This window comes from Nitrosomonas ureae (assembly GCF_900206265.1).
GTDB lineage: Bacteria > Pseudomonadota > Gammaproteobacteria > Burkholderiales > Nitrosomonadaceae > Nitrosomonas > Nitrosomonas ureae_C.
In genome coordinates this window covers 1800749-1816925 of sequence record NZ_LT907782.1, presented here as the reverse complement: position 1 = coordinate 1816925, position 16177 = coordinate 1800749, and the positions used below count along the sequence as shown (strand labels likewise).

Below are 16177 nucleotides of genomic sequence, written 5' to 3'. Positions count from 1 at the left end.
CAGAAACTCTAGCGGACGGATTATTGAACGAACATTGATTCACAATTCGTACCACCTTTTCTGTCATTCAAACCAAGCACATAGCGAGATGTTTACCGGAATCATACAAGCGGTGGGTGAAATAACTCAAATCCGGCCCATTATTGGCCATGGTAATAATGGCTTATCCCTGTGTATCTCTACAGGAGAGCTGGATCTGAGTGATGTTAAGGTCGGTGATAGCATAGCTGTGAACGGTGTTTGTCTCACGGTTACTTCATTGGTCGTTGGTAAATTTTCCGTGGATGTTTCGCAAGCAACGCTAAGCTGCACTGAAGGGTTTAATCAGACCGGCATACGCGTCAATCTGGAGAAGGCTTTACGCTTGTCAGACCGATTGGGTGGCCACCTGGTTAGCGGTCATGTGGATGCGATTGGTCTCGTAGTTAAATTTGAACCCGCAGGAGAGAGTTGTGAATTGATTATTCGGGCACCGGATTCAATATTGCGGTACCTGACACATAAAGGTTCGATTACAGTGAATGGTGTGAGTCTGACGGTTAATCAGGTTGAAGGAGATGAATTTTCTATCAATCTTATTCCGCATACTTTAGCGATGACCATGTTAAGTGAGCTTGTGCCGGGAATGCATGTAAATCTGGAAACTGATATGTTGGCACGCTATGTAGCAAAGTTGTTAAACATTTAACGTACTTCGGAAAAAGTGAATATGAGTATCAGTGCGATTCAGGAGATCATTGCCGATCTAAAGTTGGGTAAAATGGTTATCCTGATTGACGAGGAAGACCGGGAGAATGAAGGCGACCTGGTTCTCGCAGCGGATTTTGTAACACCGGAAGCCATCAATTTCATGGCTACCTATGGCCGCGGACTGATATGTTTGACCTTAACCGAAGAGAAATGCCATCAACTGGATCTTCCTTTGATGGTATCGTCTAATCGTGCGCCGCTGGGTACGAATTTTACACTTTCTATCGAAGCAGCTAGCGGTGTTACAACGGGCATTTCGGCGGCGGATCGTGCACGAACTATTCAAGTCGCAGTTAAGAAAGATGCAAAGCCAGAAGATATTGTACAACCAGGGCATATTTTTCCGTTGATGGCTCAGAAGGGTGGGGTGTTGATGCGTGCCGGACACACCGAGGCGGGTTGTGATTTGGCCAGGATGGCGGGTTTGGGCGCGGCTTCGGTAATCTGTGAAATTCTGAAAGAAGACGGCGATATGGCGCGATTACCGGATCTTATGGCATTTGCGCATAAGCATCAGCTCAAAATTGGCGCGATCGCGGATTTAATCCAATACCGCAATCAAACAGAAAGCTTGGTCACTCGCGTTGCTGAGCGAGCCATTCAAACTTTGCATGGCGAATTTCAGCTAGCAGCCTACCGTGATGAGATAACGCATATGACACATTTGGCATTGGTCAAAGGTCAAATAAATCTCGCGACTGAAACATTGGTGCGCGTGCATGAACCATTGTCGGTCATCGATTTGTTGGATATTCATGACAGCACGCATTCCTGGAGTATCCATGCGGCGATGAAATTGATTGCTGAAGCAGGGCATGGTGTTATCGTACTGTTGCATCGGAAAGAAAGTTCGGCCAGACTGATCGAGCGTATTCAATTGCAGGAACCTCATTTTTCCACCGCGATTAAAACAGATTTGCGCGATCATGGTATTGGCGCTCAAATACTTAAAGATCTCGGCGTAGGAAAAATGCGCTTAATGGCGGCTCCAAGAAAAATGCCCAGCGTGACAGGATTTGGATTGGAAGTGACGGGTTACGCTGAGACACACAATCAATAAACTTTAAATTTTTATTAATCAATAGTAATCCTTATACTAGATAGACAGGAGCTTGTGATGCCGTATTATGACGATATTCTTGAATTTGAGCCGAATCTGGATGGGTCGGATTTACGTGTTGGTATTGTCATGAGCCGCTTTAATATTGATATTGGTGAAGGGCTTCTGAGTGCTTGTACCGCAGAGCTGAAAAAAAATGGCATGCAGGATTCAAATATTCTCATCGTAACCGTGCCTGGTGCATTGGAAATTCCGCTCACGATCAAAAGAATGGCCATGTCCGATCAGTTTGATGCACTGATCGCACTGGGTGCAGTGATACGGGGCGATACGTATCATTTCGAAGTCGTTGCCAATGAATCCGCACGTGGTTTGCTCATGGTGCAGCTTGAAGCTGAGATTCCTATCGCCAATGGCATATTGACGACCGATAATGAAGATCAGGCAATTGCCCGGATGAGCGCTAAAGGTATGGAGGCTGCTCAGGTTGCACTGGAAGTGGCCAATTTACATATCAAAATTGATGAAGTCGATATATGAGCGGCTCACTTCCTGATACAAACTCTCCCACAGAAAAAAAAGCGGAGAAATATAAAAGCCGTCGCAGGATTGCGCGTGAATTTGTATTGCAGGGCATATATCAATGGCGGACTGCGGGCGGTACAACGAATTTTATCGAACAGCAGTTGCGTGAATCCGAGGAATTCAGACATGTCGACGAAAAGCATTTTACTCATGTGCTGCAAGGTGCGTTGCAACAGGTTGACGAGTTGGAAAAGATTATCCGGCCTTGCTTGGATCGTTCCTTCGATGAACTGAGTCCGGTAGAGTTTGCAATTTTATTATTGAGTACTTTCGAACTCATCCACCATCCGGAAATTCCTTATCGTGCCATTCTTAATGAAGCGATTGAATTAGCCAGAACCTACGGGGGGAGTGACGGGCATAAATACGTCAACGGTGTGTTGGATAAATTGGCTGCTCAATTGCGTAGCATTGAAATTCAAATGCAAAAGGCGACTAAAAATCGCGTGTGATTCTCCAGCATGTGCTCAGAATTCGATATTATCCACCGTTATTTCAGGCGTTCTGTATCAGACGCAGTGCTGGGAATTGGTGACGATGCGGCGCTCATTGCACCAACGACGGGAATCGAGCTTGCCATTTCAACGGATACGTTGGTACGTGGCAAACATTTCTTTCCTGACACCGATCCTTACAAGCTCGGATATAAATCCCTCGCAGTTAATTTGTCCGATATGGCGGCAATGGGCGCTAAGCCACGTTGGGTATTGCTAACCCTGACATTGCCTGAAGATCTGGTGAAGCAGAATATTGCTTGGTTATCCGGATTTAGTGATGGTTTCTTTGCCTTGGCTGATTTGTATCACATTGAGTTGATCGGCGGAGACACTACCGCCGGAGCGCTGAATATCGGGATACAAATTATTGGTGAGGTTGCAGCAGGTAAAGCGCTACGCCGAAGCGACGCTAAGTTGGATGATGATATTTGGGTTTCCGGTAAAATAGGCGATGCGGCTTTGGCACTGCAACATGAATTGGGGCAATTAACTTTGCATCCCGCTGAAATTGAACAATGTCTGCCAGCGCTATTGACGCCGACTGCCAGGGTAGAACTTGGCCAACGCTTGATCGGCCTGGCACATAGTGCCATCGATATTTCTGATGGATTAATGGCGGATTTAGGTCATATTTTGGCGACCTCCGGAAAAGCAGCCTGGATTAATATGACTGATATACCTTGCTCTTCAGTATTGGCAAAGTATCGTCAGCAATCCGTAGTAATGAATTGTCTGCTGGCTGGTGGTGATGATTACGAGTTATGCTTTACGGCACCAAAAATAAATCGCCGGAAAATTGAAATGCTTTCCACCGAGTTGGCTATACCGCTTACCCGCATCGGCGAGATTTATCCAGGAGAAGGTCTAAGTGTGAAAGATGCGCAGGGAAACGCAATGACATTGGAAACCCCAGGCTATGACCATTTCAGATCCTGATATTCACAACTCATCCAGTGCTTCACCCGTATCATCCCGGCCGAATGTGGATTTCCTTTACCGTCACCCCGCTTATATGATTGCATTCTCCGGCGGAGCGGGATTAAGCCCTGTGGCGCCGGGAACAGTGGGAACATTGGTTGCTTTCCCGTTATTTTCTCTACTTAATCATTATCTCAGTCCTATTTATTTTTTGTTGCTGATTGATGTTTTCTTTATCTTAGGTATCTGGGCTTGCGGTATTACCGGTAAGGCACTGGGAGATCCCGATCACGGCGGCATGGTATGGGATGAAACGGTGGCATTTCTTTTGGTGCTGTACTTCACTCCGGATCACTGGGCGTGGCAATTAGCCGCTTTTGCCTTGTTTCGTCTGTTCGATATCGTTAAACCCCAGCCCATCCGCTATTACGATAATCATCTTAAAGGCGGATTTGGCGTTATGTTCGATGATTTACTGGCTGCATTCTTTACCCTATTATGTCTGGCCGGATGGAAGGCGTGGGTATTATCCGAAGGCTATTTCTACTAACTCCAATATTTCCCGTATTATTCATTCAGGCTTCGGGTTCTTTATGCAACTAATAAATAACATACCACTGTAATCACTATAGCGCCGATAAAATTCAATACTATTCCCTCTCTCACCATATAGGCCATAGGAATATGACCACTGCCAAAGACGATGGCGTTTGGTGCGGTGGCAACGGGTAGCATAAAGGCGCAGCTCGCGCTCATCGCAGCGGGAACCATCAACAGGCTTGGCTCAATGCCTGCCGCTAGTGCAGCCGGAGCCAGGATCGGCATCAATAATATGGTGGTAGCGGTATTACTTGTGGTTTCAGTAAGAAAAGTCACACTCAGTGCGATGACAGCAATAATGACCAGTGGATGCAAGCTGGCAAGAATCGCCAACTGATCGCCAATTGCGCGGGATAGTCCGGATTCGACAAAGGCCTGGGCAATGGAAATACCTGCGGCAAACAAAATCAGAATGCCCCAAGGAACTTTCTCTGCGGTTTGCCAATCGAGCAGCTTGCCACCACGACCGTTGGGTACCAGAAACAAAATTACTACTGCAATTAAAGCGACAATCGCATCATTCGCTCCTTTGAGATCAAACCAGGTGCTCCAGCCGCCGAAGGGTTCAAGGCGCGTAATCCATGCCAAAGCGGTCAAGCCAAAAATGATTAGCACGCGGCGTTCTTCGGGACGCCAATCACCTGCCGGAGGAATTACCAATGCACCGCGATAATCCAGCGTGCGCGTGAGCCATAGTCCGGCAATCGGGATAAAGATCACTACGACGGGTAATCCCCTGCTCATCCATTGTGAAAAGCTTACTGCCGTTCCGGTGAAATTCTCATACTGTTGCATGAAAACCAAGTTTGGCGGTGTGCCAATCGGTGTTCCCAGGCCACCGATATTACTACCGTAAGCAATTGCCAATAGCAAAGGGATGGCTAATTTCTTGTCGGGGCTCTGCGTAATGACCGCCAGTGCAATCGGCAGCATCATCAACGTTGTTGCAGTGTTTGAGATCCACATGCTTAACGCGGCAGAAGCTACCATAAATCCCAGCACAATGCGGCGGCTGCTGACACCGCCAACTAGGCTGACCATTCCGAGCGCAATGCGTCGATGGGCACCAGAACGCTCCATTGCTGCTGACAAGATAAAACCGCCGAGCATCAATAGAATCAGCTCGTTACCATACGCCATGGCTATTCTTTCCTGCGGCAATACCCCGAGGAGTGGGAAAAACGCTAACGGAATAATCGATGTGGCGGGAATCGGGATCGGTTCAAAAATCCACCAAACTACGCACAAAATGGCCACAGCTCCGGTCCAGCAGGCGTATTCCTCCCAACCAAACCGAGACATCGCAAAGAATATAGTGATTGCAAGCAACGGGCCGACAATCAAAGCCCACTCGCGATTGGGAGTAATGGTCATAAAATTCGAATTGTAGCGATGAGAGGTCTGCGAGAGACGCTGTGGCATCAAAGAATTTGCATCATGCCGGAGTGGCGGAGGCGCGTCAATCATGCTGTATGAGATTGAAGCAGTGGAGCGAAGGTGCTACGTTTTTTTATGTGTGTTGCGGGATGCTCAGTTATATCGCGGGATAAGCAGGAATTTTAATATAGTGCCAATTACATATGGATAGGGAAAATTATGAGTTTTTATTATTACGGCTACGGAGATGCTGTTATCGGAATAAAAAAGCCATCGATAAATCGATGGCTTTTTTGACTGGGCTTATTGTAGATCCTAATGGAGTGCTGCGAGATTATCTAATAATTGATGTATTTGGGTTGAGATTAAGTTGAGCCTTGTTGACTGCTGGACTACCTTGCTCCATCGCTATTCTTTTGTGCAGGTCTGCATTATTCAGGCTTTCTGCCAACACTGCTTCATATTCACGAATATTTGCCGCTGTATGCGATTTGAAATCCTGGCCTCGTCTGCCATAGGAATAAGAATGCGCTTCGTATTCTTCAAGTGCCGCTTTATTTTTCTGTAATTTTGCTTCGGTTTCCTTAGCAACATTTTCATAATATTGTGCTAATGTGGCATGATCGTTGTCATCAATACCTTCTACTGCGAATGCTGATGAAACAGTTAAGCTGAATGCCAAAACAGAGATTAATGCAAAGAATTTTTGTGTTTTCACGATCAGTTCCTCCAGTAATAAATTGATGACTGTCATAATAATGAACTTGATGTAGTGAGTATATTGGGGAAACCCTGTTTTTTATCTAATGGTTTCCATTGGGAAAATTAGCTTTTTTACGTGGTGTTTCCGCTTTAATCGGGAAGCTCCAATCGTGCCGGAAGATAAGGGTATCCAACTGGATGCACGATTGAGGTCCTGTGTATGCTCCCGTTTTTACCAAACTACTGCTCGGGCTTGCAAACCGCGATATGCTGAATTAGCCCCGTCGAAGTGAAGTAGATGCGTTCCAGTCCATGCCGTCTCACCGGTTCGCCGGTAGAAATATCCGTTCCAGTCATGACAAATGTGAATTCAGCACCATTTTGTTTGTTGTTGCGATACTCAGTGATTTCCCAGTGTGCATCGGGAAAGCGGGCAAAAAAGCTGGTCATCATGGCATGAATCGCGTCGCTACCCTGATATGTACCGAAATACTCGGAGTGGTAGGTGGCATCATCAGCAAATAAGCATTTTATGCCCGAGAGATCGTGATCGTTGGATAATCTCACGTATTTTTTAGCCCGTTCAATGAATGAGTTGGTGATCATAGTATTTTCCTGCCGGAGGCCTTTGACAGTGTGTGTCGCCAATCACGCTGCTTTCGATTCTGCGCGAGTGAAGATCCACTCATCTTGATTGCTGCCTTTTGCGTCAAATTGATAACCTGCAACATCAAATTTTTTAATAGCTTCGGGATTTGTGAGTCTGTTCCGGATGATATAGCGACTCATCATACCTCTGGCTTTCTTGGCATAAAAGCTAATGATTTTATAAATTCCATTTTTTTCGTCTTTAAAAACAGGTGTAATGATACGCGCTTCCAGTTTCCCCATATGTGTGGATTGGAAATACTCGTGGGATGCCAGGTTGATCAGAATACTATCCTTCTGTTTCTTCAGATCCTGATTCAGTGCCTGACTGATTTTATCTCCCCAGAACTCGTACAAGTTTTTGCCGCGCGAATTCTTAAATTGCGTACCCATTTCCAGCCGATAAGGTTGCATCAAATCCAGCGGATGCAACACGCCATATAACCCCGATAAAATGCGCAAATGATCCTGAGCAAAAGCCAATTCCGCCGTAGTCATAGTTTCAGCATCCAGTCCAGTATAAACATCCCCTTTGAATGCAAGGATCGCTTGTTTTGAATTTTCCAACGTAAACGGACGATTCCAGGCGTAATAGCGGTTTGAATTCAAAATTCCCAGTTTGGGACTGATCGACATCAACTGACTGATTTGCTGCGGTTCCAGTTTTCGGAGCGCGCTGATCAGCTCGGCCGAGTCATCGAGAAAAACGGGTTGCGTATATTCCTGAGTGATGGGCGGGGTTTCAAAATCCAGCGTTTTGGCCGGTGAGATAACAATAATCATGTATTTTCATTCCGGAATAAAAATATGATCCTAGAGATAATTTTGTATCTAAATATATTAATCAAGGTTCTGGCCGGCACATAATAAACTGCCTGGTTCAATGGATCGAAGTACTTGCTTCAATCCTATAATCTATCTTATTTCAATATATTGTAAAATTAATCCAGGAAAGCTTAACTTCTCTTCAGTTTGATTCATCCAGTCAATCTAATAGAAATACGTAGAAGTTCTAAGCAATAGTTGCAGTTCATCTAATTGATTATCCTATAAATAATAATAGTTTGGTCAATATACATCAAGCGTACCTCGCCTTAATATCCTAAACTTGTATTAAACATGAATGTTTACTTCGCTAGGTAAAATTTTCGGTACCGACCGAAGGAACAGCAGTAAATAGTCAATAATACTAAGTACTCATTATAAATACCCAAGTGTAGGGCACTTTTCCGGCTTAATTAATTCCTGATCCGACAATTAAGATCAGACTAGTCCAGAAACGATGACATAATGCTGACCTAAAAATAGGAGTTTAAATAACAATAAGATATCAGTTGCTTAACCGTAGTGGCGGAGAGTTCACTTAGGGGAATAAAGTGAATTTTCTTTGGTTTTTGTTACACACGGCGATTTTAAGTGCAATATCTACTAACTCTATTCAGGTGTCTGCAGATCAGCCGACAACTCAATCAGCCGCTCATGCGGTAACCGCAGAATCAGAAATTGCAAGAAAGAGAACCTATTTTCAGCGTGCTCGTAGTTATTCCACTCATCCCGAGTCTGGAGTTGCCCCCTTTGAACGGACACATTATGTTCTGTTTAAAGGAGAAGAAATATGACACAAAACTACAAACCTGCTTACCCACCGGAGTTTCGTCAGCAGATGGTGGAATTGGTAGCATTAGGCAAATGCCCCAAGCAATTATCCAAGGAATTTGGTTGCCACTACACTTCGATACAAACCTGGTGTCGAGCAGCAGGTGTACCAATTAGATCAAGCCAGACAATTGCTTTCGCTGCAACATCGAGTGTTGTTTCCTTGAGTGCCAACGAACGGCAGGAACTGCTGGAATTGCGTAAGAAGCTCAAGCGTGTGGAGATGGAGCGTGACATATTGGCAAAGGCTACGGCCTGGTTTGCAAACAACACGGATTGATGGGGAAGGTGTACCAATTAATCAAGGCAAACCGGGCTCAATTTCCGGCTCGTGTTCTATGTGAAACACTTGGTGTATCGCACAGCGGTTACTATGACTGGGCAAAACGCACACCCAGCCGACGGGCCATTACCAACTGTCGACTGATCGAGCAGATCATGGCTATATACCGTACAAGCGATGGTACGTATGGCCGCCCCCGCATTACCGTTGAGTTAGCCGATCGTGGAGTCAGGGTCAATCATAAGCGCGTAGGCAGGTTGATGCGTGAAGCTGGAATTAAAGGAGTGAGTCGCAGGCGAGGCTTTGTGATCACGACTCATCGGAATAAGCGTGACCACCCTGCACCGGATTTAGTGCAACGTCATTTCAAGGCAGCTAGCATCAATCAACTATGGGTTGCGGACATGACTTACATTCCTACCTGGGCAGGGTTTTTGTACCTAGCCGTGGTCATCGATGTATTCAGCCGTAAGGTAGTGGGCTGGTCTTTCGGCGAAACCATGACAGCAAGTCTGGTGATCAGTGCGTTGAACATGGCGTTAATCACTCGTAAACCGGGCAAAGTGATTCACCACAGCGATCAGGGTAGTCAATACACCAGTGTTGAGTTCGGCAAGCGATGCAGGGAAATGGGTGTGCGTCCCTCCATGGGCAGTGTGGGGGATGCTTACGACAATGCGATGGCTGAAAGCTTTTTTGCCAGCCTAGAATGTGAATTGATCGATAGGCGCTCCTGGAAAAATAAAACTGAAGCAAGGCTGGCCATATTCACCTGGATCGAGTCATGGTACAACCCCACTCGCAGGCATTCTGGACTGGGATACTTATCACCAAACAATTTTGAGAGAAAACTGAATGAGAAAAATCAAATCGCGATAGACTACAATTCGCTTTCACAGGTCGAGACTCTCTCGACTCCATGAAAAAAATGTCCGTCAAATTGGGACAACTCCAGTAGACCGGCGCTTGCTGGGCAACTATCAATGGCGTAATACCACCAATAATTTTGAAGGCTTTCGTGTCACTTTCGGACAAGAATTAAATGATTGGGAGCTGGATGCATGGGGAATGCAACCAGTCATCCGTAAACATTAATGAATTTGATGAACGCAGCAAAGACCAGTGGTTCTATGGCGCTGTAGGGCATTGGCGTAAATGGTCTGATGTAATGACAGTACAGCCTTATTTCATGGGCCTAAAGTAAGATGACAGGTATGGTCGACAAGCTGAGCGAGACATCTACTCTCCTGCCATACGTGTTTACGGGGTCGTACCAAATACCGGCATTGATTTCGAACTTGGCGCGATTTACCAGTTTGGTCAGGATAATGGTAGGAAGAAATCGGCTTGGTCATATTTATTGGAAGTAGGATATTCCCTTAAACATGATTGGAAGCCAAGATTGAGCGCTTTCTATGGTTTTGTAAGCGGCGATCGTAATCCAAATGACAATACTGACAATCGTTTTGAACGATTCTTTGGGTTTGCTCGTCCATGGTCACCCGATGATTATCTTATTATGGAAAACGTTAAGGCGCCCAAGCTATTGTTTGAATTTTCGCTGCACAAAGATGTATTCATAGATGGCGGTTACAGCTGGTTCTGGCTGGCAAGCACTACCGATCGTTTTAACAATCTGATGAATGTTGCGACCCCTACCGTCTTTAATCGTGACAGTACCGGCCAGAGTGGAGATTTTATCGGACAATCGATTAACGCTCGTATTAACTACAAACTGGCCCCTCTAGTTGATATCACGATAGGGTATTCGCGTTTTATGAATGGAGGATTTGTAAAAAATAGACAACTGACTGCATTTGGAGAAGCTGATGGAGGCTCAAATTTTTTCTATACAGAAATATCTGTCAGAGCGTTCAGATAATTTGCAAAGGAATCGCCCTGGATTTTCCGGAGATTTTTTACTTTTATGCTTCTAAACCATTCTCAGGTTAACCTGAGAATGGTTTAGAAGCATATTTCGTTATATTGATTAACTATCAGCTTAAGCTGTGATACTACGTTTTGTGGATGTGCCGGAAAGAGAAGCTGCGGCTGCGGGGGTTGACTTTGAACTGCGTGGCAATTGATTTCTTGTGGTGGAGGCTATATTGTTGCGGGAATGCTCTGCAGCGGCAATCTCTGCCCGTATTCTTACAGTAGCTGCGGCGGTTGCTTCTTTATCCGCTTGAGAACGGGCAAACAGTGCTTCTTTTGCCATTGTCTCAACAGCTTCTCTGGCTGCGGCAGCTTCCAGTGCGGCTGATTCCAGGGCGATACGTTCTTGCATGGCGGTTAGAGCTGCAGATTCTTTTCTCGCTTTCTCCAATGCGATTCTGGTAGCATTCTTTTCGGCTTCAAGTTGTCCTCTGGCTTTATTGGCAGCCATAATTTTAGCTTGCGCTCTGGTGATTGCCAGTCCTGTGATTTTTTGTTCAATCTCAAGACGTTCGGCTGCTGCCAGTTTTGCATCTGCTATCGCCTTGGCGCGAATTGCTGCATCTTCATGCAGGCGTTGTTCCAAATCAGCCTTGCTATTGGTTTCTTGAGCGATAAAAATGTCCATTTGTGTTTTTGTTTCTATGGCTACTTTTAGTTTTATTTCAGCTTCAGTTTTTCTTTTCGCAGCATCCCGTGCAGATTTTTCAGCTTCGGCGCGTGCTTTGGCCTCTTTGACGGCTTCTTCATCCGCTTTGGCGCGTTTTTGATATTCTTTTGTAGCAGCAACTTCGGCCTTTTGCTTCTCTTTTGCAATTGCTGAAGCTTCTTTTTCTGCATTTAAAGCCATTTGGGCAGCAATTAACGCCTCTGATTCAATTTGCATCCGTTGCTTGGCTTCTTCAAGCAACGTGGATTCCAGAGTCAGCCGGGTTTGGATAGCTGTAGTCGCTGCATTTTCTTGTGCGATAATGGATTCTGCCATTTCTGCCGCAATTTTCTCTGCATCAATTTTATCGCGCGCGGCAACGGTTGCTCGTATATCTGAGTCAGCTCTTTTTCGAGCCTGTTCTGCAGCGACAGCTTCAACCTCAGCTCTTTCCAGTGCTGCATTTGCGGCAATCGTTTCAGCTTTCAGCCTTTCTTCTTCTATTTCTCTTGCCTGCTTCTCTCTTTCCAAGCGACGGGAAACTTGTGCCAAGGCTTGTGCTTCAATGCGTGAGCGCATTTGCAGCTCTTCGAACACTTGCTTCTCAGTTTCTTCCTGTGCTCTTGCCAACGCAATAATTTTTTGCTTTTCCTGGATTCTGGCTTTTGCCAGTGCAGTAGCTGCGGTTTCTGCTTCGATCGCAGTCAGCGCGGCAAGATGCGCGTCATTTGCTACTTGAGTTTGATATTTCGCCGCTTCCGTAACTTCTTTTTCTTTTTGCGCAGCTGCGTGTGCCTTATCCAGCATCATGGCTTCCTGTTCAACACGTTCCTGCATTTTCTGAACAATCGAGGCTTCCGCTTTGATTTTAGCTTCTAATAAGGCATTCAAGGCCTTTTCAGCCTTTGCTTTCTCATCCGCAAGCAGCTTGGTTTTTATTTCAAGTTCCCGGCGAGCATTGGCTTCTCTAAATGCGAGGGCTTCAGACTTTGCTCTAGCGCGGGCTTGATCAGTGGCCATTGCTTCAGCCTGGATGCGTGTTTCGGCTGCAATTCGGGCATTGGCTTCTGCTCTGGCTCTGGCTTCAGTGGCCACTTTGGCGATATTCTCTGCTTCAATTCGCCTGTGTGCTTCTTTGATCGCTTGATCTTCAACACTCAGCCGATCGCGGAATGCGGTATCAAGTAATAGTTTGATCTCCTCCGCGGATGCAAACTGCTGATTTTCATTCGATACATTGCAATACTCTGAATCCTCGGCGGATAAAACCATCATATCATCTAGATGTGATTCCGTCGATGAAGAGAGTTTACGCAGTGAATGGAATAAGCGTGACTTGAATGTCATAAATTTTAATCAAACCGGCAGTTATTTGAACTATCAATGTTAATAAGCAATTTCCGGAAAACGAATAACTACTGTAGCAGTTTTTAGATCATAGATTTGCTTTGAAAAAGAAGGGAAATATTGCCTGTTTATCCGAGAAAAATTTAAATTAATTGATATCAAAATTTGTTTCGGCAATATCTGATTACTTCTATGGCATATTGATATCATCGATATTAAGTATGCCCATCATCAACTTCAAGCCATCGTGCACCAAATATTCCAGAATGGGGGTATAAAAAGGCATGCTGAGCCCTAGAACAAGGAAGCCAATGGCTAGAGTTAATGGAAAACCGACTGCGAAAATATTGAGTTGCGGCGCGACCCGGGTCAGAATGCCGAGAGCGATGTTGGTAATCAGTAATGCTGTCAGGACAGGAAGTGACAACTGCAACCCGGATTTGAAAATTTCTCCCCCCCAGTTTGCGAGCGTGGTAAATGTAACATCGGTTAGTGCCGCTGAGCCTATCGGTAAGGTGCTGAAGCTTTGTGAAATTAGGGCAATCATCAACAAATGACCATCCATGGCAAGAAATGCCAGGCTGGCGATGACTCCCAGAAAGCGTCCAATAATATCTATCTGTCCGGAATTCTGGGGATCAAAGAATATTGCGAACCCCAGTCCCATTTGCAGGCCAATTAACTCGCCCGCCATTTCAACAGCAACAAAAACAACGCGCATGACAAATCCGATGGCTGCACCAATCAATATTTGCTGCAACAGAATCACCAACCCGATCCCGGAAGCGGGGTCAATTTGCGGTAAGGATTTCTCGACGAGGGGCAGAACCAGAATCGTAATCATGATTGCCAGACCCAACTTTACTCGGACCGGAGTGCTGGGGTTTCCTAAAATAGGGGCGCTTGCGATCAGTGCCAGAATTCTGCTGAGCGGCCAAATAAATGCCGCCAGTAATGTATTGAATTCAGCAGTGGTTATATTGATCATGCGATTAGCCCACTACTCTTTTGGCCAAAGAAAATTAAATTGATCATCTAGCCCTAACCGACTGCCAACCAGGGAATACTTGTGAACAGTCGTTGCATATAATCTGTCATGACAGCGATCATCCAGGGTCCGGCTAATACCATAACCAAAAACATGACTAATAATTTGGGTATGAATGATAAGGTCATTTCGTTAATCTGAGTTGCCGCTTGAAAAATGCTGACGAGCAAACCCGTTGCTAAAGCTGCAAGCAGTAATGGCGCAGAGATCATGAATGTAATTTCAAGCGCCTGCCGACCGATGGTCATTGCTCCTTCTGGGGTCATGATAAGGTTCCTTTTAGGTATAAAAGCTTTGAGTCAATGAGCCAATAATTAAATGCCAGCCATCGACCAAAACAAAAAGCATTAATTTAAAGGGTAGTGAAATAATCATGGGAGACAGCATCATCATACCCATCGCCATTAATACGCTGGAGACGACCAAGTCGATAATCAGAAAAGGGATGAAGATAACAAAACCGATCTGGAATGCCGTTTTCAATTCGCTGGTGATATATGCCGGCACAAGTATTTTTAGCGGCACTTGATCGCGGCTTTCAAGCTCTTCACTTTCTGAGATTTGAACAAAAAGCGCCAAATCCGCTTCCCGGGTTTGATGCAGCATAAATGATTTCAATGGCACGCTCGCTTTCTCAGCCGCTTCCATGATGCTTATCTTATCTTCGGAAAAAGGCAGGTAAGCTTCCGAATAAACGCGGTCGATAACCGGCGACATAATGAAAAAAGTTAGAAACAAAGCTAATCCAAGCAACACTTGGTTAGGTGGGGAGGATTGCGTACCCAGCGCCATTCTGAGCAATGACAATACAATGATGATGCGGGTAAAGCTTGACATCATTAATACCAGAGCAGGTAAGAATGTCAGTGACGTTAGCAACAATAATGTTTGTAAGCTCAACGTATAGGTTGCACTTCCATCGGCATTAGCGGTGCTGGTAAATGCTGGAAAGCCGGATTGCTGCGCAAATGCGGGTAGAGCAATAAAACCAGCAAGGAAAAATACTGTTCGCAACAATTGGGACATTCTTGTTCTGCTCAGATATCGTAAGCGGTCCGAAGGCAATCTATGGATAATCTTAGTGAGGTGTGAAGGTAAATGAATAATCGATGCAGGAAGCTTGTTATGCATTTTCTTTTTTTATACTCTGGTTAAGTTGCTCGGCAAAAACCACGGCAGATGATCCCTGCGATATTGGATCGGATGTTTCAACTGCGGGCTTGGTCATTACGTGTAATTTACTTACGCGGCCGGGCGCCACGCCAAGAACCAGCCAGGTGCTATCAACTTCAACTATTACCACTCGCTCTCGTTGCCCCACTCCGGCTGCGGCAATAACTTTAACAATGCCTGCAGAAGTAGCCGGTATCAATGAGAATCGCCTAAGCAGCCAAGTAATGCCTCCTATAAGCGCCAATACCAGCAGCAATCCTCCCATCATTTGTAATGTGCTCTCGGTTGAGATCACGGCGGGAGGAGGGACATAACCGGGTTTCACAGTTTCTGCAATTGCCTGAAACGGAACGGTCATAATAGAAATCAATAAATAACGACTTAACATTTTATGAGCCCTAGCGATTAAGTTTGCGAATCCGTTCACTCGGCGTAATGATATCGGTCAAGCGGATACCGAATTTATCATTCACCACCACAACCTCGCCTTGTGCAATCAAGCAACCATTAACCAGCACATCCATAGGTTCACCCGCCATACCGTCCAGCTCGACTACAGAGCCTTGCGCAAGTTGCAGCAGATTCTTGATGGCAATCTTGGTGCGACCGAGTTCCACCGTCATTTGAACTGGAATGTCCAGAATCAAATCTATGTCATGACGAGTTCCATGCGATTCGCTATCTTTTGAGAATTCCTGAAATACGGATGAATTGGCATTCTGTGAACCCAATACAGAGGTATTCTGTTCTTTGCTGCTCGATGACAGAGAATTTGTGCTACTGTGCTCTGCAGTTGCTTGTTCAGCCATGGCTGCCGCCCAATCATCGGTAGTATTCCCATTGCTGCCATTGGCATCAACTTGTGAGGCTGTCGCTTGTTCAGCCATGGCAGCTGCCCAATCGTCGGTTTCTGTTTGTTCGTTTCCTGTTGATTCTGACATCTTGCTCT

At 45.5% G+C, this 16177-nt stretch carries 20 protein-coding genes; 10 read left to right on the top strand and 10 right to left on the bottom strand.

The genetic code is table 11. The features are described from left to right. Positions 1 to 88: 88 nt before the first annotated feature. From CPG39_RS08535 to CPG39_RS08510, 6 genes are read left to right on the top strand one after another with little or no spacing between them, the layout of a single operon-like run. Positions 89 to 688, top strand: coding sequence for a riboflavin synthase (locus CPG39_RS08535; protein WP_096292905.1), 600 nt, complete (start codon positions 89 to 91; stop codon positions 686 to 688). 21 nt (positions 689 to 709) lie between these two features. Further along, positions 710 to 1810 (top strand): bifunctional 3,4-dihydroxy-2-butanone-4-phosphate synthase/GTP cyclohydrolase II, encoded by a 1101-nt coding sequence (gene ribBA, locus CPG39_RS08530; RefSeq protein ID WP_096292904.1) that lies wholly within the window; start codon positions 710 to 712, stop codon positions 1808 to 1810. A gap of 57 nt (positions 1811 to 1867) precedes the next feature. Next, positions 1868 to 2350, top strand: coding sequence for a 6,7-dimethyl-8-ribityllumazine synthase (gene ribH / locus CPG39_RS08525; RefSeq protein ID WP_013646476.1), 483 nt, complete (start codon positions 1868 to 1870; stop codon positions 2348 to 2350). Continuing rightward, entirely contained in the window at positions 2347 to 2847 is a 501-nt protein-coding gene (gene nusB, locus CPG39_RS08520; RefSeq protein WP_096292903.1) for a transcription antitermination factor NusB, read from the top strand. The genes ribH and nusB overlap by 4 nt, the downstream gene beginning before the upstream one ends. Before the next feature lie 9 nt (positions 2848 to 2856). Then, positions 2857 to 3828 (top strand): thiamine-phosphate kinase, encoded by a 972-nt coding sequence (thiL, locus tag CPG39_RS08515; RefSeq protein ID WP_096292902.1) that lies wholly within the window; start codon positions 2857 to 2859, stop codon positions 3826 to 3828. Then, a complete protein-coding gene (locus CPG39_RS08510) occupies positions 3809 to 4360 on the top strand; it encodes a phosphatidylglycerophosphatase A (RefSeq protein WP_096292901.1) in 552 nt (183 codons plus the stop codon). Before thiL ends, CPG39_RS08510 begins: the two co-directional genes overlap by 20 nt. 41 nt (positions 4361 to 4401) lie before the next feature. Here CPG39_RS08510 and CPG39_RS08505 read toward each other — a convergent pair whose 3' ends face one another. From CPG39_RS08505 to yaaA, 4 genes are all read right to left on the bottom strand, one after another. Beyond that, complete coding sequence (locus CPG39_RS08505; protein ID WP_231990255.1) at positions 4402 to 5877, bottom strand: SLC13 family permease; 1476 nt, start codon at positions 5875 to 5877, stop codon at positions 4402 to 4404. Between the two features lie 244 nt (positions 5878 to 6121). Further along, entirely contained in the window at positions 6122 to 6505 is a 384-nt protein-coding gene (locus tag CPG39_RS08500) for a hypothetical protein (RefSeq protein ID WP_231990254.1), read from the bottom strand. A gap of 224 nt (positions 6506 to 6729) precedes the next feature. After that, the gene (locus CPG39_RS08495; RefSeq protein ID WP_096292899.1) at positions 6730 to 7095 is read right to left on the bottom strand and encodes a nuclear transport factor 2 family protein; all 366 of its coding nucleotides are present in this window, start codon (positions 7093 to 7095) and stop codon (positions 6730 to 6732) included. Between the two features lie 42 nt (positions 7096 to 7137). Further along, complete coding sequence (yaaA, locus tag CPG39_RS08490) at positions 7138 to 7920, bottom strand: peroxide stress protein YaaA (RefSeq protein WP_096292898.1); 783 nt, start codon at positions 7918 to 7920, stop codon at positions 7138 to 7140. A gap of 593 nt (positions 7921 to 8513) precedes the next feature. Here yaaA and CPG39_RS08485 point away from each other — a divergent pair. From CPG39_RS08485 to CPG39_RS08475, 4 genes are all read left to right on the top strand, one after another. After that, positions 8514 to 8756, top strand: a complete 243-nt coding sequence (locus CPG39_RS08485; protein ID WP_096292897.1) for a hypothetical protein — start codon at positions 8514 to 8516, stop codon at positions 8754 to 8756. Continuing rightward, positions 8753 to 9999, top strand: a protein-coding gene (locus CPG39_RS08480) for an IS3 family transposase (protein WP_231990253.1) whose coding sequence is annotated in 2 segments (ribosomal slippage) — positions 8753 to 9035 and positions 9035 to 9999 — 1248 coding nt in all. Because the reading frame shifts where the segments join, the coding sequence is not laid out codon by codon here. The genes CPG39_RS08485 and CPG39_RS08480 overlap by 4 nt, the downstream gene beginning before the upstream one ends. Before the next feature lie 43 nt (positions 10000 to 10042). Further along, on the top strand, positions 10043 to 10171 hold the full coding sequence (locus CPG39_RS14890; RefSeq protein ID WP_269457606.1) for an alginate export family protein: 129 nt from the start codon (positions 10043 to 10045) through the stop codon (positions 10169 to 10171). Between the two features lie 142 nt (positions 10172 to 10313). After that, positions 10314 to 10958, top strand: coding sequence for an alginate export family protein (locus CPG39_RS08475; protein ID WP_419866150.1), 645 nt, complete (start codon positions 10314 to 10316; stop codon positions 10956 to 10958). 120 nt (positions 10959 to 11078) lie between these two features. Here CPG39_RS08475 and CPG39_RS08470 read toward each other — a convergent pair whose 3' ends face one another. From CPG39_RS08470 to fliN, 6 genes are all read right to left on the bottom strand, one after another. Beyond that, positions 11079 to 12935 carry a hypothetical protein gene (locus tag CPG39_RS08470; protein ID WP_231990252.1) on the bottom strand — a complete coding sequence of 619 codons (1857 nt, stop codon included), beginning with the start codon at positions 12933 to 12935 and terminating at the stop codon, positions 11079 to 11081. 262 nt (positions 12936 to 13197) lie between these two features. Beyond that, positions 13198 to 13995, bottom strand: a complete 798-nt coding sequence (fliR, locus tag CPG39_RS08465; RefSeq protein ID WP_096292895.1) for a flagellar biosynthetic protein FliR — start codon at positions 13993 to 13995, stop codon at positions 13198 to 13200. A 53-nt stretch (positions 13996 to 14048) separates the two neighbouring features. Continuing rightward, positions 14049 to 14321, bottom strand: coding sequence for a flagellar biosynthesis protein FliQ (fliQ, locus tag CPG39_RS08460; protein WP_096292894.1), 273 nt, complete (start codon positions 14319 to 14321; stop codon positions 14049 to 14051). Positions 14322 to 14334: 13 nt separating this feature from the next. Continuing rightward, the gene (gene fliP / locus CPG39_RS08455; protein WP_096292893.1) at positions 14335 to 15081 is read right to left on the bottom strand and encodes a flagellar type III secretion system pore protein FliP; all 747 of its coding nucleotides are present in this window, start codon (positions 15079 to 15081) and stop codon (positions 14335 to 14337) included. Between the two features lie 97 nt (positions 15082 to 15178). Next, entirely contained in the window at positions 15179 to 15586 is a 408-nt protein-coding gene (gene fliO / locus CPG39_RS08450; protein ID WP_231990251.1) for a flagellar biosynthetic protein FliO, read from the bottom strand. Positions 15587 to 15626: 40 nt separating this feature from the next. Beyond that, the gene (fliN, locus tag CPG39_RS08445) at positions 15627 to 16169 is read right to left on the bottom strand and encodes a flagellar motor switch protein FliN (RefSeq protein WP_172424100.1); all 543 of its coding nucleotides are present in this window, start codon (positions 16167 to 16169) and stop codon (positions 15627 to 15629) included. Positions 16170 to 16177 lie beyond the last annotated feature (8 nt).